24 protein-coding genes are annotated in these 26,966 nt (G+C 44.9%); 14 read left to right on the top strand and 10 right to left on the bottom strand.

Translation table 11 applies throughout. The annotated features are described in order from the left end of the window. Positions 1–78 precede the first annotated feature (78 nt). From napG to AC5O63_RS03015, 3 genes are all read left to right on the top strand, one after another. Positions 79–840 (top strand): ferredoxin-type protein NapG, encoded by a 762-nt coding sequence (gene napG, locus AC5O63_RS03025; RefSeq protein ID WP_038197251.1) that lies wholly within the window; start codon positions 79–81, stop codon positions 838–840. Further along, a complete protein-coding gene (napH, locus tag AC5O63_RS03020; protein ID WP_049844757.1) occupies positions 840–1,694 on the top strand; it encodes a quinol dehydrogenase ferredoxin subunit NapH in 855 nt (284 codons plus the stop codon). The genes napG and napH overlap by 1 nt, the downstream gene beginning before the upstream one ends. Before the next feature lie 313 nt (positions 1,695–2,007). After that, on the top strand, positions 2,008–3,591 hold the full coding sequence (locus AC5O63_RS03015; RefSeq protein WP_494503868.1) for an ATP-binding cassette domain-containing protein: 1,584 nt from the start codon (positions 2,008–2,010) through the stop codon (positions 3,589–3,591). 21 nt (positions 3,592–3,612) lie between these two features. Here AC5O63_RS03015 and AC5O63_RS03010 read toward each other — a convergent pair whose 3' ends face one another. After that, positions 3,613–6,078, bottom strand: a complete 2,466-nt coding sequence (locus tag AC5O63_RS03010; protein WP_494503867.1) for a diguanylate cyclase — start codon at positions 6,076–6,078, stop codon at positions 3,613–3,615. A 79-nt stretch (positions 6,079–6,157) separates the two neighbouring features. Next, positions 6,158–7,108, bottom strand: a complete 951-nt coding sequence (locus AC5O63_RS03005; RefSeq protein ID WP_494503866.1) for an endonuclease/exonuclease/phosphatase family protein — start codon at positions 7,106–7,108, stop codon at positions 6,158–6,160. A gap of 197 nt (positions 7,109–7,305) precedes the next feature. Here AC5O63_RS03005 and AC5O63_RS03000 point away from each other — a divergent pair, with 197 nt between their 5' ends. The 3 genes from AC5O63_RS03000 to AC5O63_RS02990 all read left to right on the top strand — a co-directional run bounded on the left by AC5O63_RS03000 (position 7,306) and on the right by AC5O63_RS02990 (position 9,112). Then, positions 7,306–7,980: a DUF4145 domain-containing protein gene (locus AC5O63_RS03000; RefSeq protein ID WP_494503865.1), complete on the top strand. Its 675-nt coding sequence runs from the start codon at positions 7,306–7,308 to the stop codon at positions 7,978–7,980. A gap of 29 nt (positions 7,981–8,009) precedes the next feature. Further along, positions 8,010–8,537: a heavy metal-binding domain-containing protein gene (locus AC5O63_RS02995; protein WP_494503864.1), complete on the top strand. Its 528-nt coding sequence runs from the start codon at positions 8,010–8,012 to the stop codon at positions 8,535–8,537. A 131-nt stretch (positions 8,538–8,668) separates the two neighbouring features. Beyond that, positions 8,669–9,112, top strand: a complete 444-nt coding sequence (locus AC5O63_RS02990; protein ID WP_494503863.1) for a CopD family protein — start codon at positions 8,669–8,671, stop codon at positions 9,110–9,112. 63 nt (positions 9,113–9,175) lie between these two features. Here the strand turns inward: AC5O63_RS02990 and AC5O63_RS02985 are convergent, their stop codons facing one another. Both AC5O63_RS02985 and AC5O63_RS02980 read right to left on the bottom strand, forming a co-directional pair. Continuing rightward, entirely contained in the window at positions 9,176–9,556 is a 381-nt protein-coding gene (locus AC5O63_RS02985) for a DUF4345 family protein (protein ID WP_494503862.1), read from the bottom strand. Positions 9,557–9,582: 26 nt separating this feature from the next. Next, on the bottom strand, positions 9,583–10,506 hold the full coding sequence (locus AC5O63_RS02980; RefSeq protein ID WP_494503861.1) for an SDR family NAD(P)-dependent oxidoreductase: 924 nt from the start codon (positions 10,504–10,506) through the stop codon (positions 9,583–9,585). 116 nt (positions 10,507–10,622) lie between these two features. On the opposite strand from AC5O63_RS02980, the gene AC5O63_RS02975 reads away from it, so the two are divergent. Further along, positions 10,623–11,540 carry a LysR family transcriptional regulator gene (locus AC5O63_RS02975; protein WP_494503860.1) on the top strand — a complete coding sequence of 306 codons (918 nt, stop codon included), beginning with the start codon at positions 10,623–10,625 and terminating at the stop codon, positions 11,538–11,540. 9 nt (positions 11,541–11,549) lie between these two features. Here the strand turns inward: AC5O63_RS02975 and AC5O63_RS02970 are convergent, their stop codons facing one another. Together AC5O63_RS02970 and AC5O63_RS02965 are read right to left on the bottom strand one after the other, a co-directional pair. Then, the gene (locus AC5O63_RS02970; RefSeq protein WP_494503859.1) at positions 11,550–13,415 is read right to left on the bottom strand and encodes a tetratricopeptide repeat-containing diguanylate cyclase; all 1,866 of its coding nucleotides are present in this window, start codon (positions 13,413–13,415) and stop codon (positions 11,550–11,552) included. A 188-nt stretch (positions 13,416–13,603) separates the two neighbouring features. Continuing rightward, positions 13,604–15,292: an ABC transporter substrate-binding protein gene (locus AC5O63_RS02965; RefSeq protein ID WP_494503858.1), complete on the bottom strand. Its 1,689-nt coding sequence runs from the start codon at positions 15,290–15,292 to the stop codon at positions 13,604–13,606. A 90-nt stretch (positions 15,293–15,382) separates the two neighbouring features. Between AC5O63_RS02965 and AC5O63_RS02960 the strand changes: the two genes are divergently transcribed. The 7 genes from AC5O63_RS02960 (at position 15,383) to gloA2 (ending at position 21,660) form a co-directional block, all read left to right on the top strand. Further along, a complete protein-coding gene (locus AC5O63_RS02960; protein ID WP_494503857.1) occupies positions 15,383–16,594 on the top strand; it encodes an MFS transporter in 1,212 nt (403 codons plus the stop codon). 96 nt (positions 16,595–16,690) lie between these two features. Then, positions 16,691–18,178, top strand: a complete 1,488-nt coding sequence (locus AC5O63_RS02955; protein WP_494503856.1) for an Lcl C-terminal domain-containing protein — start codon at positions 16,691–16,693, stop codon at positions 18,176–18,178. Between the two features lie 73 nt (positions 18,179–18,251). Then, positions 18,252–19,421, top strand: coding sequence for a methyltransferase domain-containing protein (locus tag AC5O63_RS02950; protein WP_494503855.1), 1,170 nt, complete (start codon positions 18,252–18,254; stop codon positions 19,419–19,421). Positions 19,422–19,501: 80 nt separating this feature from the next. Further along, positions 19,502–20,038, top strand: a complete 537-nt coding sequence (locus AC5O63_RS02945; protein ID WP_494503854.1) for a GNAT family N-acetyltransferase — start codon at positions 19,502–19,504, stop codon at positions 20,036–20,038. Positions 20,039–20,205: 167 nt separating this feature from the next. After that, positions 20,206–20,823: a hypothetical protein gene (locus tag AC5O63_RS02940; RefSeq protein WP_494503853.1), complete on the top strand. Its 618-nt coding sequence runs from the start codon at positions 20,206–20,208 to the stop codon at positions 20,821–20,823. A gap of 12 nt (positions 20,824–20,835) precedes the next feature. Further along, the gene (locus AC5O63_RS02935) at positions 20,836–21,264 is read left to right on the top strand and encodes a VOC family protein (RefSeq protein WP_494503852.1); all 429 of its coding nucleotides are present in this window, start codon (positions 20,836–20,838) and stop codon (positions 21,262–21,264) included. Between the two features lie 9 nt (positions 21,265–21,273). Beyond that, complete coding sequence (gene gloA2 / locus AC5O63_RS02930) at positions 21,274–21,660, top strand: SMU1112c/YaeR family gloxylase I-like metalloprotein (protein WP_171383861.1); 387 nt, start codon at positions 21,274–21,276, stop codon at positions 21,658–21,660. On the opposite strand, the gene AC5O63_RS02925 is transcribed toward gloA2, so the two are convergent. The 4 genes from AC5O63_RS02925 to AC5O63_RS02910 form a co-directional block, all read right to left on the bottom strand. Then, entirely contained in the window at positions 21,657–22,457 is an 801-nt protein-coding gene (locus AC5O63_RS02925; protein WP_486796325.1) for a Cof-type HAD-IIB family hydrolase, read from the bottom strand. The two genes, gloA2 and AC5O63_RS02925, sit on opposite strands and share 4 nt — an antisense overlap. Positions 22,458–22,573: 116 nt before the next feature. Beyond that, entirely contained in the window at positions 22,574–23,698 is a 1,125-nt protein-coding gene (locus AC5O63_RS02920) for an HDOD domain-containing protein (RefSeq protein ID WP_494503851.1), read from the bottom strand. Continuing rightward, positions 23,679–25,712 carry an MHYT domain-containing protein gene (locus AC5O63_RS02915; protein WP_494503850.1) on the bottom strand — a complete coding sequence of 678 codons (2,034 nt, stop codon included), beginning with the start codon at positions 25,710–25,712 and terminating at the stop codon, positions 23,679–23,681. The genes AC5O63_RS02920 and AC5O63_RS02915 overlap by 20 nt, the downstream gene beginning before the upstream one ends. A 51-nt stretch (positions 25,713–25,763) precedes the next feature. Next, positions 25,764–26,942, bottom strand: a complete 1,179-nt coding sequence (locus tag AC5O63_RS02910) for an HD domain-containing phosphohydrolase (RefSeq protein WP_494503849.1) — start codon at positions 26,940–26,942, stop codon at positions 25,764–25,766. Between the last annotated feature and the right edge of the window lie 24 nt (positions 26,943–26,966).

Raw genomic sequence — 26,966 nt, 5'->3', positions numbered from 1 at the left:
CAATTTTACTATGGTTGCTATGCTTAAGTAGGTTGTAAGTCACCTTACAATGTAAGCGAAGGCGAGAGGTATTGGGTCATGAGTTCGTCTAATTCAAAGCTATCAGAGAGTCGACGTAGGTTCTTGCGGGATGCCGCTCGAACGGCGGCTGGGGTTGGGGTCGCTGCGACAGTATTGGGACTTCAGTCGACGCAAAGTCAGGCAAGAAACGGAGAAGGTGTGCCCGTGCGACCACCGGGAGCGCTGCCTAAAGGGGAATTTGAAGCAGCGTGTACTCGCTGTGGTTTATGTGTTCAGGCCTGCCCTTATGATACCTTGAAATTGGCAACGCTACTCTCTTCTGTTGAATCAGGAACGCCTTACTTTAATGCGCGCAAAATTCCATGCGAGATGTGTGAAGACATCCCTTGCGTGCCTGCTTGTCCAACCGGAGCGCTTGACCCTAACCTGACCAATATCGACGATGCTCGCATGGGTACCGCGGTCTTGATTGACCATGAAAGCTGTCTTAACTGGCAGGGTTTGCGCTGTGATGTCTGTTACCGCGTTTGCCCACTAGTCGATGAAGCAATAACCCTTGAGCATATTCGCAATGAACGAACGGGCTATCACGCGAAACTCATTCCAACCGTTCATTCGGACAAATGTACAGGTTGTGGAAAATGTGAGCAGGCTTGTGTGACCGAAGTTGCCGCAATCAAGATCATTCCAACAGAGCTCGCGAAAGGCAAGATGGGAGCTCACTACCAATTGGGTTGGGAAGAGGTAACCAAATCACTGGAAAATAGCGCGCCGGAAGTGCCTGTAGAAGCGTTAGAAACGCTAGGAGGTAAGCTCTAATGGCTAAGAATCTAGCAAAAGATGCAGGAAAAGACGCAATCCGAGAACTCGGCTGGTGGAAGGCTCATCGCTTCTTGCTGCTGCGCCGTGTATGTCAGCTCAGCATCATTGCGTTGTTCATGGCAGGGCCAACCTTAGGTGTACTAAAGGGCAACTTATCGTCTAGCAATCTGTTTGATGTCATTCCGTTTAGTGATCCATTAATTGTTCTTCAAACACTCGCAGCAGGGCATATGCCTGAACTCACTGCTTTGATTGGCTTCGCCATTGTGGTGGTATTTTATGCTGTGGTGAGCCCGCGTGCTTTTTGCGGCTGGGTTTGCCCCCTTAATATTGTTACCGACTTCGCCGCTTGGCTGAGAAGAAAGCTCAATTTAAAGGCGAGCTACCGCTGGTCATCTAAACTTCGTTACTGGTTGATTCCAGTACTACTTATCGGCAGCGCAATCTCGGGAAGCGTACTTTGGGCGTGGATTGATCCGGTTGCTACCCTTCATCGTGGATTGGTGTTTGGAATGGGGGCGGGCTGGATACTGATTGTTATGGTCTTCTTGCTAGACTTGCTGCTTGTTGAACACGGCTGGTGCGGTCACTTATGCCCGCTAGGTGCAACCTACGGTGTGATTGGTTCCAAGAGCTTACTTCGTGTTTCAGCAGTGCGTCGTGAAGACTGTACCAAATGCATGGATTGCTACAATGTTTGCCCAGAGCCAGAGATTTTGCGTCAGCCGCTAAAAGAAGGTGACCGACGAGTCATGAGCCAAGACTGTATGAGCTGCGGACGTTGCATTGATGTGTGTGCAGAGAAGGTCTTCGAGTTCAAAAACCGTATTTCGGTTCAGCAAGTCGATTAATAGCATTCGAGATAAAGAGATGAACAAGCTTATGTGTGCGGTTGATCATCTCTTTATTTTTTAGCGCTTGAAGTTTGAACAAAGATTACCCTATACTCGCGCCATCACTTCTTTAGGAGATTACGCCAATATGAATAACTAACACCTGTTATCCAGTTTTACATCGTTATTAGGATTCCACAGGGTTAGTCGGCGTAGCTCCGTCTGTGCTCATCGAGCATGACTTCACTTATACAAGATTGTTTTTTATCGCATTTGTTTGCGATCTGTTTGCTACGTGCAATGCCTAATCCTGTCTAACAGGAGGCAACTTATGCCAGTTATACAAGCCAATAAAATCAGCTACCACTTCGACAATGGCGAGGTGCTTTTCAGTGATATCTCTTGTTCGTTAACGCAATCTAAAGTCGGGTTAGTCGGACGTAACGGGGTGGGGAAATCGATTCTCGCCTCTATTCTAACCAAGGCTCTTTGTCCCACTCAGGGTGAAGTCGCTTTAAATGCGAGCGTGAAAACCTACACTCAATTACCTTCAAAGCTACTGGATGGCAATATCTCGGTTGCGCAGTACCTTGGGGTCGAGAGTGTTCTTCGCGCTTTGGCGAAAATTGAGCAAGGGGATTGCGACGAACAATTGTTCGAAATTGTCGGAGAGCAATGGTCTTTGAAACAAGAGCTCGAATCCCAGCTTGGTGAGATGCAGTTACCGCGAAACACGGACTTTCTCTGTTCAGAGCTGAGTGGCGGACAGCTCGCACGCTTACAGTTGTGGCAACTGTTTCAATCTGATGCGCAGCTGCTAGTGCTAGACGAACCATCCAACCATTTAGACAAACAGGGTCGCGAGTGGCTTCGTGAGCAAATGAATGCCTTCACGGGTCATATATTGCTTATAAGCCATGATCGCTTTTTATTGCGAGAAATGGAGCAAATTTGGGAGCTTTCAACCTTAGGGTTAGCCCAATATGGCGGTAACTACGATGACTATAGAGGTCAAAAAGATCTAGAAGTAACTGCGGTTGAACGTCAACTAGACAGTGTGCACAAGGAACAAAAAAGGCTTGAGCGACAAGCGCAAAAGAACAAAGAGAAAGCCGAGCAAAGACAAGCAAAAGGAATGAAAGCGCGCAGAAGTGGCAGCCAACCTAAAATCTTGCTTGATGGTATGAAAGACAGTGCTGAGCGAACCATGTCTAACAAGCTGAAAAACGAAAACAGTCGTCGAGAGCTGCTTGATAAGAAAGAGCACGCTTTGAACAAGAGGAGTGAGCAGTTAAAAGCGCAAAAGCTCTATATGGGTGAGAGTCATGGAGGCCGAAAAGGACAGCTAGTTTCGATAGTCAATGGTGTCTTACCTTATGGCTGCCAGGAGCCTATTCATTTGCAGCTAACGGGAACTAGCAAGCTTTGGTTGCATGGTGGTAATGGGTCAGGCAAGTCTACCTTACTTAATATCTTGCGGGGTAAAAGTACTTTGCTCAGTGGTGACTGTTACCTCAATACGCCGTTATTTTACTTAGACCAACACTTTGGCTTGTTAGATAACACCAAAACTTTGTTAGATACGGTGATGGAGATGTGCCGTGGACTAGTGGAAGCAGAGGCTCGAACTTTGTTAGCAGGTATCGGTTTTCGGCGTGATTCGGTTTTCCGCGCAGTCAAGCAGCTAAGTGGTGGTGAGAAAATGAAGTTATCAATGCTGGTGGTCAGCCATCAGCAAACTCAGCCGGTACTTCTGTTGGATGAGCCAGATAACCACCTCGATCTGGAGTCTAAGCAGTTACTCGCCCAGACGTTAAATCAGTACAGTGGAGCATTTGTCTTGGTCAGTCATGATGAGGACTTTGTACAGGGAAGCGGGGTAAATGAAACTTACAGCCTGAGTAACGAGTTTTAATCGGCTAAAGGCTTAAGTTCGCTACTTTAGCTCTTTAGCAACAACCTTGTTGCGGCCGCTCTCTTTGGCATCATAGAGAGCGGCATCAGCGGTTTCATAAAGTTGTTCCATCGTGTACTTAGGTTTGTTGGTCGTCACTATTCCAAACGAAGCCGTAATAACATCAGAAGCGCGGCTGAACTGGTGCTCTAACTGTAACGATTCAATCTCCAGTCGGATTTGGTTGACGAACGATATGGCTTCTTCTGGAGAACGCCCTGTAAACAGCACGCCAAATTCCTCTCCGCCCAGACGGAAGCAGTAATCAGAACTCTGCTGACACTGCTTTTTCAGGGCATTAGCAAACTCGACGAGCTGTTTGTCACCGTTAAGATGTCCGTAATGGTCGTTGTATTGCTTGAAGTCATCGACATCAATAATTACAAAACTTAGCCAGTCTTGGGTGCTCTGCGCTCGTAGGATTTCTGTAGGGAGCTTTTTATTATAGTAACGGCGATTAAACAGCCCTGTTAAAGGGTCAGTAATCGATAGCTGCTCGATTTTGTTTTTCTCATGTAACAGCTGCTGTTCTATCTGCTTTCGCTCGGTAATTTCGCTATTGAGTTTGTCATTTAATTTGGAGAGTTTGCTCGTCCAGTAACTTAATAAAATCAACACCGACAACGACACAAGAGCGATTTTCCACACGAGACTATAATCCACTCCGTGTTCGTATCTAACCGTTACCCATCGGGAGTAGATGGTTTGTTTCTCTTCTTCAGAGAGGGCATCCAAAGACTTCTGCAAGATGCTGTTGAGGATCGGCCAGTCACTTCGCACTGCCATTCTAAGATCTATTCGATACGGTGTGAGCCCTGAAACTTTAAGGTTGCTATACCCTTCGCGTGTCATAACATAGTTGGCGGTTGCAATATTACCTACGTATGCATCTACTTTGCCTGATGCGACGGATTGCAAAGCATCTGACACGTTTTCAGCGGCATACAGCTTGATTTGTGGGTGGTTGTCTCGCAGTAGCTCGTATGAACTATACCCTTCTACCGCCGCAACCTGCATACCATTGAGAGCCTCGATATCGCGCACATAAGGAATGTCTTGATTGGTGATAATCATGAGTGGAAAACTGAGGTATGGGCGAGTGAAGTCCAGATATTGCTCACGATCTTGCGTGACAGGAAGAGCAGGGTAAATGTCTAGTGCTCGCTGTTTTGAAGCTTCAACAACCTCAGACCAACTCATATTGGTACTAGGAACAAGCTCTATCCCTAAGCGCTGAGCGATCAGCTTAATGTAGTCGGCAGCAATGCCCTGATACTCTCCACTACCGTCGACATACTCAAACGGCGGCCAATCAATATCAATTGCTAACCTTAGTTCGTTATGATCTCTTAACCATTCTACTTCTTCATCGGTCAACTTGAGTGCTTTGGTGTTTTGATAATAACCATCAAGTAGGAATTTGATGCTGAAGTTATACAGTTTATCGCTCTCATGCTGTTTAGAGAGCGCCTGAAAATCAATACGTTGCCAATTGTCGTCAATAAAGCTTTGAAACATGGCTACATTGGCATGATTGATTGAATAGAATGGGGAGCGAAACTGGGTGGATTCAGCAATAAAATCGTGACCATCAAGATAGTCGTTCAACAAGATCATGCTCCACGCCGCTTCGGTAAAGTGACCACCAACCGAGATATAGGGCTCTCCCTCTTCAATTACTCTAAGTGCTTCCGGTAGCCAATCCACTCCTCCGATATAGATGGAATTTAGCGGTAACTCTAGCTCTAGCATGGCATCTCTGGCACCTAATGCGATAGTGTCAGAGGCGGCCCATACCATGTTGATCTCAGGATTACGTTGGTAAAAATGCTTAAATTGGCGTTTCGCTTCTTCACGCCCCCAACTCATATTGGAGTCGCTTTCCGCAACAACAGTCACGCTCGGGTTGTGCCGTATAAACTGATAAAGCCCTTGGTTTCGCTCGACAGCCGATAACTCCTTGAGATTACCATTGAGCACCAGCATTTTTACTTTGTTGATCTGACCATTGGCTTTTAGCAGCAGTTGCTCGGCCAAAACGGAACCTGCTTTGATATCGTTAGGAGTAATTTCTCCAATCCAGTAACGATATTTGGTTCGAGGGAGAAATTCACGGGAGTTAAACCCTGTGTTGAAAAGAATACTCGGTATTTTGCATTTCTCAGTAATGGTAAGCAGCTTTTCACCTATCTGTTCGTAGTTCATGAACAGAACACCATCTACGCCTTTCTCACATGCTTGGGAGACTTGCTTCAACATGGTCTCGGGTTGGTTCTCTGCATCATAGACATGTAAGGTAACGCCAAGGTCATTGGCAGCCGCTTGGGCAAATCTTATCTGCGATTGCCACGAAGCACTCTCTGTTCGCGGAACAAACAGCGCGATCTCTGCACTCATAACTTGAATGGGTAACAATAAGAAAAACAACAGTATTGCGCGAACTTTCATTGGTACCGTTCAAGAGATGGGTTTTCTCTAGTATAGCAGTCGCTACTTTAGTTTCGTTGCAAGGCAGGTCTTAGGAGTTTCAAAGCACAAACTGAACGGTCACAGCGACAAAGGCATGATCGCTGGCTTGCTTGTCTTTTTCAAAGCTTGGGTTGATCAAGTGGGCATCCAGTGTCTGGTAACCTGTGACGTCAGCCATCGAATATTGGGAGTCGGGTTGAAACTCCTGTGACAGCAGAATGTAGTCGAGCACATTCCCTTTAGCAAAATGATAGTGAGTGGGCGGTCGCTCACTTTCAATTGCCGATGCAGATTGAAGCTGCCAGCTATCTCTTAGCCTGAGTTGTTTATCGTCTTCATTGACTTGTTGAGTCAGTAAACCAGTAATATTGCTGCTTATCGCTTGGTTCATATCTCCCATCAGCACCGTTGGGATTGGGTGGTTGTTATATTGTTGTTCCATAAACAGTCGTAGCATAACCGCTTCCCATCCCCTTTGCTGGCTGGATAACCATTGACCCACAAGGGAGTGAGTTTTCTCTGCGTCAAGGCTGTCTGTTGGCCTTTGTGACTTAAGGTGGCAGACATAAACGGCTACTTCGCCGATATCTGGAACATCGACCGTCGCATAAATTGGTTTGCGGCTAAAGTCGGGAGCCTTAACCTGATAGTTCTCTTCTATCGAAGTTAGCGGAGTGACAGCACTGACGCTGACAATAGGGTATCGTGATGCAATGGCGACAACGGGTTGAGAGCAAATATAGTCCTGCTCTAGATGAGGTTCATCGACGACAGCAAAATGAGGGTAGCCTAGTTCTTCAAATAACATTCGCGCGGCGTCGATACTAAACACCTCTTGAACACCAACAATATCCGCATCTAAGGATGTTAGTTTTTCTTGTGTCCAGCGGCACTTCTCTTGCCAAGCTTCGCCATTATAGATGTTTTCAAAGTCGTAAAACGCTTGTGGGGGTTCTACAAAGTTGAATAGATTAGCGGTAGCGAAAGTTAGCGTTTTATTGGTCAGCAATGGATAAACTCAACTACAAAGTTACGTACCCCGATTATATAACATCGCAAAAGGTTACTTAATCTTTGAACTGGAAATACTCATTGTAAATGTATCATTTATGAAGCTGTTGAGTTTTTTATGTGATTCACTAGAGGGCTGGGTTTCATTTGTGATATAAGAGGTGTTCTATCGATATGTCCTGATGAAAACTGATAATGATGCAACTTTCTCTACTTAACGAAATACTGATCAAATCACCAAATATTGGTGGTGAAATAAAGCGCACAATTGCATATGCATCACTCGATCCAGAAGTCGCAGCGACTAGAGCAAGAAAAGTCTTAGAGATGCTAGTGTGTAAGATGGATGTTACTCACGGAGATAACTTATGTGAAAGGATACAGTCATTAGATGATACTGTTCCTGAACACATTGTCACTTATATGCATTTTGTGCGGAAGATAGGTAATTCGGCAGTTCATGGGAGCGGAGACGTCTCAGAGAACATAGCAAAAGACATATGCTCAGCTTTGATTAACTTAGCTTGTTGGGTTTTGAATATCGATCCTAATAAAACGCAGGAGAAAACAGCTCGTTATTTCATTGCAGATCCTATTCATAGAACGTGGCCAAAAATTGCGGTGCTTACAAATGATGGAGTGTTGTATAGCGAATACCTAACTTTTATGAAGTTAACACCTTTCAGGAAGCATGGCCTTGATTTTGAAAGTTTTAAAGCTTCGGACTTTTCATTTGGTGAAAAAGAACATGGTAGTGCGTACCAAACGATTAGAGAAGTGACTTATGCCGAGGCAAAGGCATTTAAGTTAACAGCTCAAGACAACTGGCTTGATAGATATTTAATGAATGTCGGTGTTAGGGGCATTTAGACGATTTAATCGTTATGTTTGAGAAAAATATGAAAACATATGTAATTTTAGCGCATGGTTCGACTTCAGTTCCGATTGATGTGATGACGGAGACTGCTTCGGATGAGATATCATCTTTGTTAGAGCAAGGGTTTGAAATACTAGAAGACAACCTACAAGCACGATCTGTGAATGAAGCCTTGGAAAAAGTATCTAGGGTGTCCAGCGAAGCAAAGAATACTCGATGTCATCACGATAACGTTGTTGTAAGCACGAATAACTCCATCAATGGTATGAGTGGAGAGTATGTCGGAGTGGTATTTTCGGAAAAAATTAGAACGATTGGTGCTTTTACACTGTACTCTGCTAACGAAAAGTTGTCTGAACTACGCTCTAAAGCTATTGATGAGCTAAAGCAGAAGGCATATCGGCTAGGGGCCGATGCTATTACTGGATTGCAAGTTCAGATATCTACGAATACTGGGACTATTGGGATTATGTCTGCTCTAGGAGGTGACCCAAAAGGAGATGTCCTTGGTTGCGTATCTGTATCCGGAACAGCAGTAAAGCTCCGCTAATACTTATTAGAAGTGAAGCCGATAAACACAGTGTTTTAACCATTACACATTTAATTGATATTGATTATGGTTCTCATGTTTGTGGGGTGTCACTATATAGTGATTAACTAGAGCAAATCTAAGGCATGATCATGTATGGTTTAATACTAGCATTACATATACTCGCGGCGACTATTTGGACAGGAGGGCATATCGTACTAGCGGTGGTCGTGCTGCCTAGGGTGCTACGAGAACGTTCTGCCCAGCGACTTTTAGATTTTGAATCTGTCTATGAAAAAATTGGTATGCCTGCGCTAGTTATTCAAATCATTACAGGGCTAATGTTGGCATACAGAATGTTACCTGATGTGAGTTTATGGTTTGATATGTCTATTCCAATTTCGCACGGGATTGCCGCTAAACTCACTCTGCTATTGCTCACTTTTCTATTCGCATTAGATGCAAGGTTCCGAGTAATTCCTAAATTATCAGAATCTAATCTCACTGATATGGCATTGCACATTATCCCGGTTACTGTTTTCTCAATACTGTTTGTTATTGTTGGCGTATCTTTTCGAGTTGGGTGGTTGGTTTAAAGATAAGTAAAACAAAGGCAGTACCTACAGGACTGCCTTTGTTGTCAGGGTTATGCGTTAGCCTCAATAAAACCCGCCATTTTTGAAGTGTGCGAAGGTCAATACGCCTGCAATGACGAGCTCTAGAACTAGCGGCGGTACTACAGCTTTATCAAACCCATCAAGCACAATACCGACTATACGACCTATCGCGACAGCGAGCATGACGATTGCAACAAAGAAGTAGCCTTCTGTATCGCCAGAGGTTAGTCCAAACACCAGCATTGCTACGCTGGCTAAAAATAGACCGCCCATGACGGAGCGAACGGTATTGAGACCAGCTTTACCGATGGGTTCAAGCGCGAAGTTAGCTAACATTTTTTGAGGGGCGAACATCGACATCACACCGAGTCCAGTTAGCATTAAAGTGAAAATTCCTACCAGTATTTGCAGTGTAGTATCCATAATGATTCTCCTATTCGTTGTTATTGTTACGAAAATTGTTCGATAGCTTGGCGTGCGTTATCTTGCGCAGCGATATTGCCGAGCGAAGGTTCAATCGTGATTTGGTCGACGACGGGGCCAGTTGGAGAACCTTGTCGACTAGCGTAAAAGTGCCCAGACTCAAACCTTGGATCGAACAGACCATCAAGGTAGCGTTTTGCCCCTTTTTCGACGCTGTGCATCATGCCTAGCATCGGCATCAGTAGCCCTCCAACATATTTGAAGAACACTTTTTTAAGGAAAGGAAGGTCATCCATACCATTGGTGCCCGTTGTGCCGCCTGGACTCATAGTGACAAATCGTAGATGAGGGTGCTGGCGTGCCATTGAAGACATCCATAGCGCAGCGGTGAGCTTGATGGTTCCATATATATCCAGTGGATCTGCTTTAGCACCAAATTTGCTTCCGTTGGCAATAGACGCGAACTCTTCGACGGATGAATTGCTCAGTTCAGGTTTGGCAACACCCATCTTAGGCACACCTCTTGCCGTTTCAGAGCCTGCATAGAGCACGGTTGATGTAATCAGCTGCCTTTTAATGAGCTCTTCAACCAACACCGAATGCCCAAACACATTTGCCGCAAAGATATTGGTTACGCCATCTGAAGTGAGGGCATTCGGTGTGCGGCCACCAGTGCCACCCGCGTTTAGCACAACCGCATCAAGAGGTGCAGACAGCGTCGAAACGGCGTTGCGCACTGACGATGAATCCGAAACATCAAGGATTAGGATTTCAAAAATGTCCCGGCCAGATAGCTGAACCAAATTGGTCTTCGCTTCTCGTGCCTTGGCGAGATTCCGGCAGCCGAGATAAATTTTATTAATGCCTTCTTCTTGAGCGAGTTGGCGTGCCGCTTCGAACCCAAGACCTGCGTTAGCGCCTGTGATTAATACCGTTTGAATAGTACCCATGTCATTCTCCATTGGTGTGATTGCTGACTTGGGATTAAGTTACCATGGTTGAAAAATGGACTGTATACAGGTAAAAGTGAACACGGTGCTTCAAAAATGAATCATTGGAGAATGAAGTGAAGACGAATGAGAGCTATGCCTTCAACTGGGATGATCTTAAGTATTTTCTGGCTGTGGTACGCAGTGGTACGTTGCGCGGCGGTGCAGGCAGCATCGGAGTGAATCACACGACACTAACTAGACGTATTTCAGTGATGGAAGAACAGATAGGCAGTCGTTTGTTTGACCGCTCTAAGCAGGGGTTAGTCCTAACCCAAATTGGTGAAGAGTTGCTGCCTTATGCAGAAAGAGTCGAAGATGAGATGACGTCCGCGTCGAGAATGATCATTGGTAGAGATTCCGATCCAGTAGGAACGGTTTATGTCTCTATGCCTCATGGGATGGCTTTGACTTCACTAATGGATGATTTGGCGCTGTTTTCGGAGCGCTATCCGGACATCACTCTAAACTTGCAGTTTGGTAATGATATTGCCAACTTGAGCCGACGAGAAGCGGACGTATCTATAAGGGTCGCCAACGAAGTTTATGATGAAGCGGTAGGACGAAGACTGGTTCAAATGTCGCAAGCGGCGTATTGTACTCGGGAATACGCGGAAAAGGTCAAAGACAACCAAGGTGAAGGACTATCATTCATTGGTTGGCATGAACCTGAAGGCGACATCACAGCGAAATGGTTGCAAGAGAGCTACTATCCAAAAGCAACGCTAAAACATCGCGTTTCAGAACTTGTACCTCTGATCTCTTTGGCAGCTTCAGGACTTGGTATGGCTTATCTTGCGTGTAATCTGGGTGACAGGCATCCAAACTTAGTTCGTGCTCCTTTTCAAAAACCGATTCCCTATCGCAGTATTTGGCTATTGATGCACAGCGATCTGCGCAGAACAGCACGCATTCGATGCTTTGTTGATTTCCTCGCTGAGCAGGTTCAGTCAAGGGAGAACGAATTTTGGGTAGCAGGGACGGTTAAGAAATGAAGCGTTGAATCAAGCTTCATTTGAGTGAATCTGATAGCGATTTCGCCCCGCATCTTTTGCTTGATATAGGGCGGCGTCAGCTTGGCCGAACACAGTTTCCCACTCATCGGCAAGATATTCTCTTTTGCACGAAGACGCGCCAATGGAGACCGTGATACTAAATTGCTGATCGTTGTGATGAGCAATATGCGCTTCGACATTGGCTCTCAGTCGCTCAAGGGTCTCTTCAAGTTTGCTTAAATCTTCCATCGGCATGACTAAGACAAACTCTTCGCCGCCCCAGCGAACTAAGATATCTTTCTTACGCAAATTGTTCTGCAGCGTCTCTACGGTCTCTTTGAGTACTAAATCCCCAATTTCATGGCCGTACCGATCATTAAATTGCTTAAAGTGGTCAATATCGATCACGCTTACCACATAGACAGGGCTTTGCATCGAGGACGGAGCTTGCTCTAACCAGTTTTCTAAAAACCTTCGGTTGTAGGCTCCGGTCAATGGGTCGGTAGTATTTTGGTTACGTAACTCTAGGTTAGTGCGTTTTAGGCTTACGACGCTGCGAATAACAAAAAACGCCAGTATACCAAACAGAGCAGCGTAGAGGATCTCACGTGAGCGTTGCTCTTTGAGCGTAATGGTTTGTAGTTCATTCTGCGCTTCTAATAGCTCTATCTCTCGCTTGTTTAGTCGTCTTTCAAGCGCACTTTTTTCGCTGAGTATGTCTTCATTGTAGGTCTGACGATAAAAATTTTTGCGCACCAAGTACTTTTGCTTCATGAACCTAAGTGCTTTCTCATACTCGCCAAGTGCTTCGTGGGCTTCGACAAGCTTGGTTAATATGTCTAGCTCCCAGATGATTTCATTACTTTCTGAAGCTTGCAGGATGTACATGACCTTGTGTGCGTAAGTGATTGCCTGTTGGTATTCCTTCTTGAGTAAGTAGGCTCCGGCATAGGCTTCATAACAACTTGCCAGCATCAGGCTGGTTGAATTCTTTTCCGCTTGGATAACACAGCGCTTAGCCATAGCCAAAGCTTCTTGAGGCTGACCGACTTTAGAGAACATTTGGGACATATTGGATAGAGTCGAGATTTTGATTCGGTTCGAACCGGTCTTGTCCGCTTCCTCTAAAGCGCGCTCCATGTAATATTTAGCTTGTTCATTCTGTTCGGTTGCGAAGTAGACCGCACTCGAATTCGCAAACAAGATAGCTTCAAACAGGCTGTTATCGTATTGATTGTCGTTGTAGAGTTTCAGCGCACGTTGTATATAGGTATCGGCCCGCTCCCAATCTTCGGAAAGCATATAGACAGTGGCGATGTTATTCAGTGTCATGGTGCTCTGAAAGTCATCCCCAATCTCGCTGACAAGCTCGTATGCCGTTTTATAGTAGTTCAAGCTAGCTTTGATATTCGAACGCTGAATTTTGACATTGCCTAACCAACGATACGCGCGTGCTAGCAGGCGTCGATAGCCGATTTCTCTTGCTATTGGCACCACTTCATTGAGAAGGTATTCCGCTTGAAGTAACAAGTCGGAGTCTATTAGCTTTAGTGCCTGATTGAGCTTGGCCTCAGCCACTATCCAGTCGACATTGTTATCGACGCCTAGCTGCTCCATGTCAGGAATAGTGATGTTTTTAATCCCTTCATATTTTCTGAGGTTGCCTAGGGCGAAATAGTAGAGTGCTTTGGAAGAAGGAGATGCATCACTAGGTAGCTTGTATTCTTCCAAACTAACCGACTTTGGTCGACAAAGAGAATGGTAATAAAACTCAAGCATTTGGCGGTCTTGAGTCTCAATATGTGAATAGAGAAAATCCTGATCAGCCGCGACATTGCAGGCAGCAAAAGAGGGCGCTGCAGCAATCGATGCCAAAATGGTAACCATTATGGTAAAAAGGCGTTTCATTAAATCAGGTGATCTCAACATATTAGAAGATTAATGCTTTAGTTTATCATCTTATAAATAACCTGTGCGGAATTGTGGGCAATATTTAACAATGGTTTGTCCAGTCATTCCCATTTTATTTGCATTATTTTAAAAGCTTGTCTTAGTACTATAGTTCACATCACGATGTGATTGAAATCAATCCAACCATTAGCAAGCTGTTCTGGTGCCGATATTTGATCAGAGATATTCAAGTCTTGCAGGGCATGATAGAGAGGCTGATATAAGTTCTTGGTGATCAGTTGTTGCTCAATTTTTTCTAACAATCTTAGCTGCTTACTTTCGCTGCACTCGGCGATGGCTTCGATGACTTTTTGCTCCAACCAAAGTTTATTTTTATCCGATAGGCAGGCTTGGTGGCAGTAATTACACAGTAGCCAATCAACCCAAGAAAACAGCGTATCTTCGCCAAACACTTCTCCACTGATGATAATATCCGCATTTTTGAACGTTTCAGGTCGATTGAACTCTGGGTACTCTAAAACTTGTAGTTGGCAGTCGATGCCGAGTTGCTGCAAACAATCTGTAACGAGTTGTGCGGTGGCGATATTGGTTCCAAGCTGATAGGTGACAACAGCTAAGGGTTTTAATGGGAGTTTAAGATCCGCGAGAGCATATTTGACCCCAGATAAATCTTGCTCGGCAATAGGAGTAGGAGTTGAGAGCATACCTTTCGCGCGTGCGACTACTTCACAATCTTCCCCGCTAGGTGTGCCGATACTGAGCATAAGAGCTTGTAACCACTTGCGATGAGCTCGATTTCGCATCCAAGTATGATGGTGAGGATTCAGCATTGCATAGGTACAACCCTGTTCCCATTTTTGCTTGGCGGTAAACTTCGCTGTCGATTTTTCCGCTAGGTGACGCCCATGAACCACATCGCAATTGAGCTCGAGAGTGTTGGCATTATCACCCACGTTCCATATTTCGACGCCATCGACCCAAGGTCTTAAGCCGTGATAGTGCGGGTTAGCGCTGAGTAATGTGCGCCATTCGGTTTGTTCTGACAGCAAAAATGAGCCGCAGCCGAGTAATTTTTCGTCCTTCACTTTCGTTATGCCCATCGCACTATGACTTAGTAATCGAGGCAATAGAGCAGGCATGGTGTGGCTGGTGAATCTAATCCGAAGAGGGTTGATTACCTCCACTTGATCGATAAATCGAAAAAGCTCGACTTGCGCTCCACCTTGTTCCATCAAGCGTTGAAAATGTGCCTTGATATCTTTTGCCTCTAATGGGCTTCCATCTTCAAACTTGAGCCCTTTTCTCAAGGTTATGGTCAGGCTGTCATTTTGCTGTTGCCATGAATGTGCCAGATCGCCATGTAGGCTAGGTTGAGTTCGAAGTAAGTTCGCATATAGATAACTGGCGATGTGCAGCTCGGTACGGCGATTAATCTTGACTGGATCTAGGCAATGGGTGCCTCGATAGAAAGGAATTTGTAAGATGTCTTGTTGAGTTTTTACTGGCTGATATTGGGAAAGATATTGGCTAAGAAAACTCTCCCTTTCTTGTGTATTAACGAGAACAAGCGCTGCTTCCACATTACCTTGTTTAAGTAGGCTAGTCGCTTTCTGTTTTAAAACACCATCAAGCGGTTGCTTTAATTTCGCTTGAGGTAAATTTCCGCGCCCAACCCCTGATTGCCATTCAATTTTCTCTTCTTCAACCAAGCGTTTAATTAGCAACTGTGCGTTACGACGCGTACAACGTAAAGCATGGCTGAATTGATCTAATGATACTTGAGTCCAATGTTGGAACGAGAGGTTATCACGGCAAAATGCCAGAGCATTCCAATAGCGCATAAAGGTGAAATCCTAATTTTATATTTCTATTTTTCTTCATCTTTTAATCTCGATAATAAGAGATTCTATTCAGGATGAAAGGAGAAATAAATGAATACGTTAGCTAAGCCTCAAACTTCAATTTGGCGTAACAGGCCATTTCAAATTCTATTTTCCAGCGCGTTGTTTGTTGCGTTCTCAGCGCAGATTTACAATCTCGCATTACCACTGTTGGTTTATGAACTGACGCAATCTTCAAAGATGATGGGGTGGATGCGTGCAGTGGAATTTTTGCCAAATTTACTCTTGGCGCTGTTTATCGGTGTGGTAGTCGATCGCGTTGATAAGAAGCGTTGGTCACAAGCGATGTTGTTGGGTCAGTTGGTGGTCGTTTTGTGTTCGTATCTTGCAGTGGAGTGGCTAAGTGAGCCACTTTGGGTCCTGTTCCCCGCCGCCTTTTTGATGATGGCGTTTAACTATGGCTATCACAATGCGCGCATGACGATGATGAAAAGGGCATTGGCTCCTGAAACGCAAAATACTGCGATAGCGCGGATGAGTTCGTTAAACAGCGTGATGGAAACGGTTGGACCAGTGTTATCGGGAGCATTGATGCTGATGTCGACAATCCACAATGTTTTTCTCGCTGTCGCGGTGCTTCTGTTGCTTTCATATTGGCAATTAGAAAGGTTAACGCTTGCTCCAAGTGAACCGCCAAAAAAGCAGAGTGTCTTTGCGGCATTAAAAGAAGGTTGGACAGTGTTACGAGCTGAACGCAACATGTGGACAATTACTATTGCGGTCATGGTGATTAACACAACAGGAGCCGTTTTCTGGATCCAAGCAATATTCTACGCGAAATCAGAACTTGAGTTTAACGCTTTGGAGGTGAGTTACGTGGTCGCCGCATCGGGAGTTGGTGGGCTGTTAGGGTCATTTAGTGCAGATAAATTGCGGGCAAGATTGAGTTTAGGCGTGGTTCTGATTGGCTCGATAGTTTTGGAATCTCTTGGTTTTGTTCTGCCGCTAATCGTCAACAATGTCTGGGGTATGGCTGCGGCATTTTTATGGATTTCTGCCGTTGGTTTGTATAGCAGTATTTGTATCTGGAGCTACCGACAGGAAGCGTTTGAAGAGAAGTTTTTAGGTAGAGTTGCAGGTATCACGGGTTCGATCTTTAAGTTGCTGATGCCTTTTGGCTTGGCGGCATCGGGTTATTTGATTGCTCACTTCGGCATAGAAGCCATCTTTATATCTTGTTTTGTTGTTCAATTATTCGCTGCATTGGGCCTACTGTGTTCTCAGGTGAGGCGAATATCGTAACTCTCGCGTGAGCTTTACATACATTTACGCTCTCAATGTGTTTCTTTACTTGCCACCATCTAGACTATGATTACGTTGAGCAAACAGGGAACGACAATGAAAAATGCACCAATAAACAGTTTGTTAGCTATAGCTTGTTTCGCCGTATGGTCTAGTGCGGCTAATGCAAACGAGCTAACCACACCGATAGTAGATACCAACCAAAGCCAATGTTTTGGGCTTAGAAACACATTGAGCTCTTGTCCCTCTTCTTCTGATGACACTTTTGGACAAGACGCTCAATATCAAGGCAATACCCCAAGCTACACCAAAAATAGTAATGGCACCGTAAGTGACAACGTGACGGGTCTTATGTGGACACAGTCAACCGATCTCAATGGCGATGGCAAGATAGATGCACAAGATAAGCTGAGCTATGACGATGCGTTGGATTATGTCGCCTCATTGAATCATGGTGGTTATAGTGATTGGCGCTTGCCCTCGATTAAAGAGCTCTATTCTTTGATTTTGTTTGATGGCCAAGACCCAAGTGGTGTTAATCAGTCCGGCACCGTTAAGATGATTCCTTTCCTTGATGCAAGGTACTTCGATATGAATGCGGGAGATGTTCATTCTGGCGAAAGGCTGATTGACAGTCAGTTTGTGTCGAGCACCAAGTATGTTTCTACCACCATGAACAAAGACGAAACGGTATTTGGCGTTAACTTTATTGATGGACGCATTAAGGGTTATGGCATTGCGAGCCCGCGTGGTGGCGACAAAACCTTTTATGTTCTCGCCGTGCGAGGTAACCCAGATTACGGCATCAACCAATTTGCAGATAATAACAACGGCACCATCACTGACAACGCGACGAGTCTTGTCTGGCAGCAGTCCGATAGCCAATCGCAGATGGATTTTCCTCAAGCTTTGACCTACTGCGAAAACCTTGAACTGGCGGGCAGAAGCGACTGGAGGCTACCAAGCGTGAAGGAACTGCAATCTATCGTTGATTACACGCGTTCGCCTGCCACGAGTAACAGCGCGGCAATTGATCCAATTTTCAATACGACTGCGATCACCAGTGAAGCAAACCGCGAGGATTACGCGAACTACTGGAGTAGCACGACTCACGAAAATATGAGAAACGGCGGGCATGGTGCGTATGTCGCCTTCGGGTCATCCTTAGGTTACATGCGCAATGCTTGGATTGATGTTCATGGTGCGGGCTCTCAGCGCAGTGATCCTAAAACCGGAGATGCAGGTCAATACCCGACTGGACATGGTCCTCAGGGAGATGCGATTCGAATTGATAACATGGTTAGATGTGTTGCTGGTGGCGGTGTCGAGTTTGTTCAGCAGCCAGCTTTAGCGAATCGACCAGCAGAAAGTTACCAAAATGGTGGTAGCGCTTCTTCTATGTCGTCAAAAGGTAAGCAAAATATGGCTGGTTCGAATAACGGGCACTTTTCTCGCATGGACCGAAATGGTGACGGGAAAATCTCTCGCCTCGAAGCAAAAGGCAAGTTGGCGAAAGATTTCAGTCGATTTGATAGAAACAATGATGGTTATTTGACCCAAGCGGAGATGCCAAGCAGAAAATAGCGAGCTTACTTGACCCGTCTATCGCTTTATAGTTTAGAGTTAATGATATCGACTAGAAGCTATGAGTGGACGGATGTACAAGATCTCTCAATTAGCAGAGCGGGCGGGTATTTCTCGTACCACTCTGCTTTATTACGAAAAGCTAGGCATTATTAAAGGAGCGAGACAAGCGAACGGCTATCGCTCCTATAGTGACAAAGATCTCCAGCGTTTGCTTTTGCTGCAAAAACTACAGGCTGGCGGTTTAACTTTGAAAGAGTGTCAGGCTTGCTTAGATGCACAAATCAATCGTGATTTGTTGAAAGACAGGCTGAATCAGCTCGATCAAGAAATCTCGCAAAAGCAAAAGTCCCGCGAACTGCTTGCCGCGTTATTAGGCGAAAGTTCTCTTAGCGAGTGGCACGATACCCTCGACCAACTTGCCCCTGATGCGCATTTAGACTGGCTGATAAAACAAGGTTTTGATGAGAAACAGGCTATGCGTTTGAAATGGTTATCAAAAGATATGAATGAACACGATCGCTATATGCGAGACTTTGATCTGGTTTTCAGCCAACTGACGTGTTGGGGGCCCGGAAGCCAACAAGATACACATTCAGCGATTCAGAAACTGCCCTTTTCACCTAAGCATATTTTAGAAATTGGCTGTGGGCAGGGCATTGCGACCCGAACACTGCTAGAGCATACCCAAGCGCACATTACAGCGGTCGATAACGAAGAGTATGCATTAGACAATATTAATCAAATCATGCAGCAGCTCGGTGAAAGAAAACGTGTGACTACCGTTTGCGCCAATATGGCGAAACTGCCATTTGAATCTAAGCAGTTTGATCTGATTTGGTGTGAGACCAGTGCGTACATCATGGGAGTTGAGAATGCTTTTAAGGAGTGGCGACATCTCTTGTCCGATGAAGGTTATCTAGTGCTGAGTGATTTGGTCTGGAGTGTAGAGGAGCCATCGTCCGATGCCATGAGCTTTTGGCACAAAGAGTACCCCGATGTGACCACTGAAGAGACGCGCATTGAGCAAGCAAAGCGAGCTGGATATACGTTAGTCGATTCATTCCCTGTCAGTGATCAAGCTTGGGACAACTACTACCAACCGCTAAAAGCTCGGGTGAATGAACTCGCGCACGAGTTAGCTGGCTCATCTGCTCTCGCGGATTTGAACCGCGAGATCTCTGCTTATGACAACCGTAATGGTGAGTTCAATTATCAGATATTTATTCTTAAAACAGGGTGAATTTTTTGATCAGTCAGTGTTGACCTGTCTACAGCTTTACAGTTTAAGCTGCGCGCATAAACTTTAAAGAGGAACACACTATGAACTACGGTCTATTTAATCCGAAAGAGACAGACGAACTTACTCAGTTATTCACTAAAACCTTTGGAGACTCTGAAGGCGTAGAGGAAGGAAAAGTTATTGGCACTCTAGTGAACACACTAGTAGAGACGACACCAGAGCAAGACATCGCGATTTTTGTTGCGAGAGATGAACAAAAGATTGTTGCGAGCATTCTATTTACTCGTCTTGGTTTTACTGAGGAACACGCAAGCTTCTTGATGGCACCGGTAGCGGTTAGCACTGAGTATCAAGGACAGGGGATTGGGCAAGCATTAATCCGTCATGGCATAGACACGATGCGCAGCCAAGGTGTGAAGTTAGCTTTCACATATGGTGACCCAAACTTCTACACTAGAGTGGGTTTCAATCCGACGTCTGAAGAGCAATTTAAGGCACCGTTAACACTGAGCTTCCCTCATGGTTGGATGGTGCAGACATTATCTTCAGACATGATTCAAGCGCTTGAAAGTCGCCCAACATGTGTAGAAGGATTTAATAATCCTGCGCTTTGGTAATGAGTAAAACGTTAAAATGCCGACAATTCAGTTGTCGGCTTTTTTGTGTTTGATAAGAAATCGTCAGAGAGATAGCGTTTTTTGGCTTTCGCTTAAGGTTTGAATGGTCATCAACAAGGCATAAGTCTATTATTCGAGGCAGTGCATCATCAGGATAAAGGAATCGTATGAAGCTAACGTTTGGAGTCATACTAAGCTTATGGACTTGTCTAGTATTTGCAGAGCCCATAGAAGAAGCGCGCGAAAATGCGTTTATCAATGTCAATATGACGCTAGAGCTGGACGGAATCGAAGGTGCGATTCAGGATACCCGTCAGTCTCTCGACCAAGTTGGCGTTGCGCTTAACAGCATAGCGCAAAGTGGAAACTTGAATGATGAGCAACAACAGCTATTGACTGACACCGTAGATAATCTTAATCAACTGGTGGTATTGTCTAAACAGTCGGTAGCCGCAATGCCGGGGGCTTTTGAACATTCTAGACAAGCTGTTGCGACAGAAAGTGAGCGCTTTCTTAATGACTTACGCTCGCAAATTTTGCTGGTTATCGGCGTTATAGGACTCGTCATTGTGTTGATCATTGCTGCGATTGCATGGTTGATTTTACGCCCAATGCAAGAAACACTGGTTCGAGCAACGCAGAATATTTCTTCGATGGCTGGCGCGATTAAGACTACCGCTCAGGCATTGGATTCTATATCGAACCAACAGCAAGAGATTGCCAAACGTTTAGAGTTGGTCGGTGACCACAATGACGATAATCAATCAGACTCAAACAAGGACTAAAGGAGAGGGGTTATGGAACCACGTGTCAGCATAATTACTTTAGGGGTGCAGGATTTGGAGCGCTCACATCAGTTTTATTCCAAGCTAGGTTTTCCTTCCTCCAAAAATCCTGAAGAGGGGATCATCTTTTTCAAAACGGGTGGCGTATGCTTAGCTTTGTATCCGTTAGATGCATTAGCAAAAGATGTTTCGCCGGATATGGCGGTTGTCAAAGAGGGCTTTAGTGGGGTGACGCTCGCACACAATACCCGTTCAAAGCAGGAAGTGGATGAAGTGTTAGCGCTTGCGGTCAGTGCAGGAGCCAAGCTAGAAAAACCGGCGCAGGATGTGTTCTGGGGTGGCTACAGCGGTTATTTCTCTGATCCTGATGGTTATTTATGGGAAGTGGCCTACGCCGATTTTTGGCAGTTCAATCAAGACGGCTCACTGGTTATTGAATAAGGGGGATTCGTGGAGCTCAAAAGAATACATCATGTTGCGGTTATTTGTTCTGATTACGAGGTTTCAAAACGTTTCTATACCCAAGTTCTCAAGTTGACTGTGATTGCCGAAAACTACCGCGCTGAGCGGGATTCCTACAAACTTGACCTTGCTTTACCTGATGGGGGACAGATTGAGTTGTTCTCTTTTCCTAACCCGCCAGCGAGGCCAACCAGTCCAGAAGCGCAGGGATTAAGGCACTTGGCATTTAGCGTTGATTCGGTAGAGCAGTACGCCGCTTATTTGATGAAGTGTGATGTGGAAGTTGAGCCGATTCGAATTGATGAGTTTACTGGTAAGCCGTTTACCTTTTTCAAAGATCCTGACGGCTTACCGTTAGAGCTTTATCAAGCTTAGCTTAGTAGTTCACGCTGAATGACGGTAAATACACCAGCCTCACGATTGCTTGGCGCCTGAAAGCGTGCAATCTCTTTAATCTTAGGGTGAGCATTATCCATTGCATATGAATGATAGCTCGCCTTAAGCATCTCTAGATCATTAAGGTAATCACCAAAACTCATGGTTTGCTCGTGAGTAAAGTTGAGCGTGTTTTGTAGGTGCTCGATCGCAGCGCCTTTTGAAGCTTCAGCGTTCATCACGTCGAGCCAGATTTTGGCACTCACAACCACTTGATGGGTCTGACCAAACGCTTGGTCGAAAGTAGGGAAAACCAGCTCTTCTGTACCGTCGAAGTGGCAGATGGCGACCTTGATGAAATCATCATCTACACTAAGCAGATCGTCTACATACTGGCACTTGTGGTAATACTTAGCGAACTCCTCAAGCGCTTGCGGATCTTGCGTTTCGATATACGCTGAATGTTTGCCACATAAAACTATTTGCGCGCCAGAAATGCCTCTAGCCGCCTCAATAATTGATTTGATTGAAGGTTTGTCGATCTCACAGCTATACAATTCTTCACCTTTGTGCATCACCAATGTACCGTTTTCAGCGATGAACATCATGCGATCATTAATTGGTGAGAAGGTCTCCATTAGGCTGTAGTACTGTCGCCCAGAGGCCGCAGCGAAGATAATGCCTTTCTCTTCTAATTGCTGGTATAGATTAAAAAACTCTGGGTTGAGTTGGCTATTTTCATCGAGAAGCGTGCCATCCATATCGGTGGCTACGAACTTTATATCAGGTGTCGGCATAGTGGCTAATGTCGTCTCTTAGGACTGTTTTTAAAAACGATAAGTTACCTGACTTTTGTGACGACTCAAGTGTTTTAAATCAATCTACAAAGAAATCACCGATAGAGAGTTGCCAATTAAACCTGATGATTCTGTTCTAAAACGGCAAGTGTACTCTCTAAATCAAAGTGGGCAGCAAACTCCTCATTGACGGCTTTGCCACTCAAAATAGAGTTGGCGATATACACCGCACAGGCTGGGCTAAAATCAGACTCCATTAGCTTTTCTGGGTCATCATGGTTTAAGACCCCTTCAATGATGGGCAAAGGAAAGCCCCAAAAGTGCAGTAGGTATCCCCCAAGCTGCTCTGATTTGGTTTTAAACAGGTAGTGTTCTAAGTGCGATTTATCGTTGCCTTTGGTTTTAGGATTTAGAAACGCGCTCATTAGATCAGGGGCAATTTTCATTCTGACGTACTCACCAATACGGTGAAGAATACCCACAAGAAAAGTCGTATCCTTGAGGTCAGGTTCAACTAAGGTTGAGGCGAGCTTTGCGACTTTAAGGCTGTGCGATTGAATTTTTTCCAATGGCTTGCTCGGTTCATTCATGGAGACAGAATAGACTTCAAGCATGGCGATAATATTAGTGACCACTTGGCCACCTAAACGAGTGATTGCTTCAGAGATACTCTTGATCTCTTTGCGTCCTCTAAAGATGGCATTATTAGATATCTGAATGATCTTAGCGCACATTGCCGGCTCTTCACTAATGAGCTTTGCCACATCATGCATCGAGGAGTTGGGATCCATTAAGGTACGCTTAACATCAAAGAACAGCTTGGGCGCTACTGGCAGCGATGTAATCGTACCAATTGCATTTTGAATCACTCGATCAGGGAACAATTCAAGAATCTCTTCAATACGCTGGACTTCCGCCTTGATGACACTTGGATCGCAAGGCTTCATAAAAGCTTGGTGGGCGAAAAAACCGCCTTTTATTGTGACATCTGGATCCGAATACCCGGACAATGACGCACGTATAATACCTGGATGCCTTTTACTCACCTCTTCAAGCAGTTCTGCACCGTTCATCTTCGGCATTAGCATGTCTGAGATAATTAAATCGACCTCATGCTCTTCCAAAAACTGCAATGCTTCTTCACCGCCTTCTGCGGTAAATATCTTCCATCCAGTTCCAAAAAGGGCTCGCTTTAATCCGTTCAGGATCATGCGTTCATCATCAACTAGCAGCAGCTTCATTATCTAGTCTCTCTTCAGTGCCAACGCTCACGTTGTCTAACGGTAGTGAAATAGTAAATGTCGTTCCCTCTCCAACAGTACTGTCGGTAGAAATTGCTCCTTTATGTAAATCGACGATAACTGAGTAAGCCAAACTAAGCCCTTGCCCTGTCCCTTTGCCGACGTCTTTTGTGGTGAAGAAAGGGTCGAATATTCGGTCAATAATATTTTTCGGTATACCCGTACCATTGTCTTGGATGCGAATCTGAGCAGTATTTTCCTCGAAATGGGTTGAGACCTTGATCGTGCCCAAAGTGCCGTCTTGACGACCAAATTTTTCTTCGATTGCGTGAGCCGCATTAATGATGAAGTTAAGCATTACTTGGTTAAATTCATCACGATAACAAGGAATAGCAGGTAATCTAGAGTCAAAACTGGTTTCTACTTCAGCGACATAGCGCCACTCTCCACGTGCAATGGTAATTGTCGACTCAATGGCTTCTGCAATATCGACTTGGTGCATCTCGTGGTTACTTGAATGCGAGAAAGACTTCATTGCCTTTACGATTTTGCTAATACGTTGCAGCCCTTCTAAGGACTGATCCAGAGCGAGAGGGATTTCTTCTGCGATAAAATCCATATCGTTTTCAGCAATTTCGCTTTTGATCTGTGATTTTAGCTTCTCGACAGGTTGATCCTCCGCCTTTTCAATGGTTTCTGTAATCTGGTTGATAGTGTTTAGGCAGGTCTGAAAGGCGTCTTTCAAAAATATTGTGTTGTCAGAAACATATTGCGTTGGCGTGTTTATCTCATGGGCGATACCAGCGGCAAGTTGTCCCATTGATTCCAATTTTTGTGCTTGCCTTAACTGCTGCTCAAGCTCCATCCGTGTCGAGATATCACGGATAACACAGTTAAAAAGCTTCTTATCTTCGTTGCGAATTGTAAGTGCAGAAAGGCTTACTTCTATGGGAAACGAGCGGCCGTCTTTTTTAATTCCTTCTGTGGTCAGGTTGCTTCGGTGCTCTAAATCGTTGTTGGCACCATTTTGCAACGAGACTTTATCAAAGGTTGGCATTAGGTCTTCGATGTTCTTGTGATCGATCATTTCCTTTTCATACTCGAACATCCTTAGCCCCATGTCATTAATGCTATCTATGATGCCTTCTTGATCAACGATGATGACACCATCGGCGAGGTTGTTGAGGATATCTTGCTCACGCAACTTACTGGCGACAATAGAGTGCTCTGCTCGTTGGAGGCGTTGGTCGACTATAGACGCGACGAATGTTGCAGCACAGATTAGCAATACAAATAGAGCCACTATCAAAGCAATGTTATGAGCGTCGCTCATATGGTTATGTACGGTTGGAGTATCGGTTAAGGCGTAAAAGCTCACAGCACCCATAGCCGTGTAATGCATACCAGCGACCGAAAGGCCCATAATAGGAGCTATTAAGGCACGATGAGTAACGTTCTCTCCATAATGGCGATTGCGAAGTTTGATCATATAGATTGAGATACAAGCAAACAAAAAAGCAATCAGAATAGAGAGAACAAACCAGACGAAGTCATAGACCATCAGGGCGTCCATCTGCATCGCTTCCATGCCAAGGTAGTGCATCGAGCCAATACCCAGTGCTAAGTACAGCGCACTAAGCTGAATATCTAATAGTGAGAATCGTTGACTATAAAGGACTTGAAACGCGAAGTAAGCGCCAACGACTGGTGGAATAAAAGACAACGCGGTTATACCAGGATGATAGGACATTTGCGCAGGCACCATAAACGCCAACATGCCTGTGAAATGCATTGCCCATACACCAAGGCCAAACACAATACTGCCAAATAAACGCCACAAGCTGACCGTTTTCGCCTCATTTGAGCTCCACATTCGCTCAATGACGATCAAGCAAGAGTAAGCGGCTAAGCTAGAGACAAGAATGGAAAGTAAGACCAAAGAGTAGTGGAACTCTCCTTGGAGTAAATTGTAATCCGCTAAGTCAACGGATTTAAATCGCCAAAACTCTACCATAGCCCGACCTTTCCTTTGTTTACGTTGTTAGTTATTCCATTAAGGCGCTGATTAAAAACTCTGCGCTTTCTCTTCACTCTCAATTTGATCGTGCTCTTCCGGTTCAATCATGGTTACCCAAACTTCCCCGGCTACCGCTTTGTTCTCTAGGCAGTGGTGCACAATATTCATCAAAGTTTGAGTCACTCTCTGTCCTTTTCGTGCAATAAGTTGATCACGGTTGGTTCGAATCTCCTGCTCAATAATCATGTTGGGATTTAGGAAGCTGACATCGACGAAAATTTTTGGTGGTTCAAAATCGAGCGTCGATTTAAAAGCGCTCAGTATGCTTGGGTCATAGAGGTGATCTTGGTTGTCGAGCTGTTCAACGGCATCAGGGATGGTATAGCCGGCACTTTCAAGTTTTATATAGTCACAGACAACCTTAAGCATTCTTGAACCGTAGGGTAAGTCGGTTCCCTGAACGTCATCAATGGGATTACCTTCTCCATTAAAGCCTTTCTCTTGGTAGAGAATAGTCTTAGCAATCCCGCTCATCCTAGGGATTTGTTTGAGTAGATCTGATGAAAGGCAAGGGTGTTGGTCGAAGAGTTGACGATCTTCTTCAGTGATGACTTGTCCGCTACTAATATTTTCTAAGGTGCTTTGGGGAAAAATAATAAAGCCGAGTTGAGACAATTGAACCATCGGCTCAAAACTCCAATGAGGCTTTAGGTTAAGCGCTTTACCTAACTGCTGCATATGGAATTGAACTTTATTACTGCGGTCATTGATTTCAGGGCTGACAAGAGAGACAACATCGCTCAGGACATTAATGACGCCTTTTAACGTCTTGTTAAGCAGTACTTTCTCTGCAACGATAAGCTCGTATTGCCGAATGGCAGCGTTAATAAATCCTAGTAGTTGTTCCGGTGTACAGGGTTTATTGATAAAACGAAATACGTCGCCTAAGTTGACGGCATCGACCGCTGTTTGTTGGTCAGCATTCCCGGTAAACATCATACGCACTGTGTCAGGTGACTTATCTTTTACGGCTTGCAGCAATTGCAGTCCATTCATGACAGGCATTTGCATATCAGACACAATCACAGCGTACTGCTTCTTGGAGATGAGTTCGAGTGCTTGCTCGCCACTGTTTGCAAGATCGATATCGACATGACTTCTCAAAGTTCGACGAAATGAATTAAGGATGTTCACCTCATCATCAACTAAGAGTACGGGCTTTTTCATTGTTAATACTCGTGTAGTTGCATT

This window comes from Vibrio sp. SCP2 (assembly GCF_059295395.1).
This window is presented reverse-complemented; position numbering and strand designations above follow the sequence as displayed.

What these genes read in the sequence shown, in the direction of transcription:
- AC5O63_RS02915 (WP_494503850.1), bottom strand. Translation starts at nt 25,712, where the DNA reads ATGGTAGAGTTTTGGCGATTTAAATCCGTTGACTTAGCGGATTACAAT.
- AC5O63_RS02945 (WP_494503854.1), top strand. Translation starts at nt 19,502, where the DNA reads ATGAACTACGGTCTATTTAATCCGAAAGAGACAGACGAACTTACTCAG.
- AC5O63_RS02960 (WP_494503857.1), top strand. Translation starts at nt 15,383, where the DNA reads ATGAATACGTTAGCTAAGCCTCAAACTTCAATTTGGCGTAACAGGCCA.
- napG (WP_038197251.1), top strand. Translation starts at nt 79, where the DNA reads ATGAGTTCGTCTAATTCAAAGCTATCAGAGAGTCGACGTAGGTTCTTG.
- AC5O63_RS02965 (WP_494503858.1), bottom strand. Translation starts at nt 15,292, where the DNA reads ATGCGCTATTGGAATGCTCTGGCATTTTGCCGTGATAACCTCTCGTTC.
- AC5O63_RS02910 (WP_494503849.1), bottom strand. Translation starts at nt 26,942, where the DNA reads ATGAAAAAGCCCGTACTCTTAGTTGATGATGAGGTGAACATCCTTAAT.
- AC5O63_RS02985 (WP_494503862.1), bottom strand. Translation starts at nt 9,556, where the DNA reads ATGGATACTACACTGCAAATACTGGTAGGAATTTTCACTTTAATGCTA.
- AC5O63_RS03000 (WP_494503865.1), top strand. Translation starts at nt 7,306, where the DNA reads ATGATGCAACTTTCTCTACTTAACGAAATACTGATCAAATCACCAAAT.
- AC5O63_RS03010 (WP_494503867.1), bottom strand. Translation starts at nt 6,078, where the DNA reads ATGAAAGTTCGCGCAATACTGTTGTTTTTCTTATTGTTACCCATTCAA.
- AC5O63_RS02955 (WP_494503856.1), top strand. Translation starts at nt 16,691, where the DNA reads ATGAAAAATGCACCAATAAACAGTTTGTTAGCTATAGCTTGTTTCGCC.
- AC5O63_RS02990 (WP_494503863.1), top strand. Translation starts at nt 8,669, where the DNA reads ATGTATGGTTTAATACTAGCATTACATATACTCGCGGCGACTATTTGG.
- AC5O63_RS02925 (WP_486796325.1), bottom strand. Translation starts at nt 22,457, where the DNA reads ATGCCGACACCTGATATAAAGTTCGTAGCCACCGATATGGATGGCACG.
- napH (WP_049844757.1), top strand. Translation starts at nt 840, where the DNA reads ATGGCTAAGAATCTAGCAAAAGATGCAGGAAAAGACGCAATCCGAGAA.
- AC5O63_RS02950 (WP_494503855.1), top strand. Translation starts at nt 18,252, where the DNA reads ATGTACAAGATCTCTCAATTAGCAGAGCGGGCGGGTATTTCTCGTACC.
- AC5O63_RS02995 (WP_494503864.1), top strand. Translation starts at nt 8,010, where the DNA reads ATGAAAACATATGTAATTTTAGCGCATGGTTCGACTTCAGTTCCGATT.
- AC5O63_RS02935 (WP_494503852.1), top strand. Translation starts at nt 20,836, where the DNA reads ATGGAACCACGTGTCAGCATAATTACTTTAGGGGTGCAGGATTTGGAG.
- AC5O63_RS02940 (WP_494503853.1), top strand. Translation starts at nt 20,206, where the DNA reads ATGAAGCTAACGTTTGGAGTCATACTAAGCTTATGGACTTGTCTAGTA.
- AC5O63_RS02980 (WP_494503861.1), bottom strand. Translation starts at nt 10,506, where the DNA reads ATGGGTACTATTCAAACGGTATTAATCACAGGCGCTAACGCAGGTCTT.
- AC5O63_RS02920 (WP_494503851.1), bottom strand. Translation starts at nt 23,698, where the DNA reads ATGAAGCTGCTGCTAGTTGATGATGAACGCATGATCCTGAACGGATTA.
- AC5O63_RS03015 (WP_494503868.1), top strand. Translation starts at nt 2,008, where the DNA reads ATGCCAGTTATACAAGCCAATAAAATCAGCTACCACTTCGACAATGGC.